The organism is Pseudoalteromonas sp. SR45-5, from assembly GCF_014163565.1.
GTDB lineage: Bacteria > Pseudomonadota > Gammaproteobacteria > Enterobacterales > Alteromonadaceae > Pseudoalteromonas > Pseudoalteromonas distincta.
The window spans coordinates 1-1,546 of the sequence record NZ_JACJDN010000793.1 but is presented as its reverse complement, the minus strand read 5'-3'; the positions used below and the strand labels follow the sequence as shown (position 1 = coordinate 1,546).

Annotated in this window: 2 protein-coding genes; both read left to right on the top strand. The window is 39.7% G+C overall.

Going from position 1 to position 1,546, the window contains the following annotated elements:
- Positions 1–102 precede the first annotated feature (102 nt).
- Positions 103–411 (top strand): ATP-dependent Clp protease adapter ClpS, encoded by a 309-nt coding sequence (clpS, locus tag H5072_RS19105; protein ID WP_002962498.1) that lies wholly within the window; start codon positions 103–105, stop codon positions 409–411.
- A gap of 93 nt (positions 412–504) precedes the next feature.
- Positions 505–1,546 (top strand): Clp protease N-terminal domain-containing protein (locus tag H5072_RS19100; RefSeq protein ID WP_182694468.1); only part of this gene is annotated, 1,042 nt, incomplete at its 3' end.

Below are 1,546 nucleotides of genomic sequence, written 5' to 3'. Positions count from 1 at the left end.
CAACCAGTCAAGTGTTTTGAGTTATTTTTTAACATTTTATTTATTTTTTTATTCAAGTTTGCTTGAGTTACAAAGACAAGACTATATTTAATTATGAGTGGTATGAAAGATTCAGGTGTTATTGACACAGTTCGCGACAGTGAAAAGCAAAAGCTACAGCCGCCGCGAAAATATAAAGTTGTTTTAAATAACGACGACTACACGCCGATGGACTTCGTAATTGAAGTTTTAACGACGTTTTTTAATATGGATAGCGATAGAGCAACCGATGTGATGCTTCAGGTTCATGAAAAAGGTAAGGGTATTTGCGGTGTTTATAGCGCCGATGTCGCCCACACCAAAGTTGAACAAGTTAACCGTTACTCACGGGATAACGAGCATCCACTGCTTTGTAGTTGTGAGCAGGAATAATACCAATTTAATACAATTGGTATAAATACCAATTAGGGTGATCAAACATCCGATTGTTGTGGTATAAATTATTATCTCAGTAAGGGGTTGCCAATGCTAAACAAAGACTTAGAACTCACTTTAAATGCCGCGTTTCGTGAAGCGCGCACTCGCCGTCATGAGTTTATGACCGTAGAGCACCTTTTACTTGCGCTATTAGATAATCCTTCTGCAGGAGAAGCCTTAAACGCGTGTGGTGTTAATCTTTCAGGCTTAAAAACCGAATTATTAGAATTTATTGACGAAACAACACCTGTCATCCCAGATTTAGAAGAAGAGCGTGAAACTCAGCCAACGCTTGGTTTTCAGCGTGTATTACAACGTGCTGTGTTTCATGTGCAATCGTCAGGAAAAAACGAAGTGACGGGTGTCAATGTGCTGGTTGCTATTTTTTCTGAGCAAGAGAGCCAAGCTGTTTATTTACTTAAAAAGCATGATGTATCGCGCTTAGATATTGTTAACTTTATTTCGCACGGCATTTCAAAAGCTGATGATGAACTAGGCGACGACAGCGATGATATACATGAAGAAGTGCAAGAAGTTCAAAACGAAGAAGCAAGTAAGCTAGACAGCTTTACAACTAACTTAAACGCTCAGGCTCGTGAAGGTAATATTGACCCACTGATTGGGCGCGACAGCGAAGTAGAGCGTACGGTACAAGTATTGTGTCGTCGTAAAAAGAATAACCCATTACTTGTTGGTGAAGCGGGCGTTGGTAAAACAGCTATTGCTGAAGGTTTAGCGTACCGTATTGTGAACGAGCAAGTACCAGAAGTAATTGCAGATGCAGTTGTGTACTCACTAGATATGGGGGCATTGCTTGCAGGTACTAAATACCGTGGCGATTTTGAAAAGCGCTTTAAAAGCTTATTAAAAGAGCTTCAGGCACAACCTGGGTCTATTTTATTTATTGATGAAATACATACCATAATAGGTGCTGGCGCAGCGTCTGGTGGCGTTATGGATGCATCAAACTTGCTTAAACCACTGCTTTCAAGTGGAAAGTTACGTTGTATGGGTTCAACTACTTACAATGAGTATAAAAATATTTTTGAGAAAGACCGTGCATTAGTACGTCGTTTTCAAAAAATTGATG

Coding starts and splice junctions, on each gene's coding strand:
- clpS (WP_002962498.1), top strand. CDS start 103: ATGAAAGATTCAGGTGTTATTGACACAGTTCGCGACAGTGAAAAGCAA.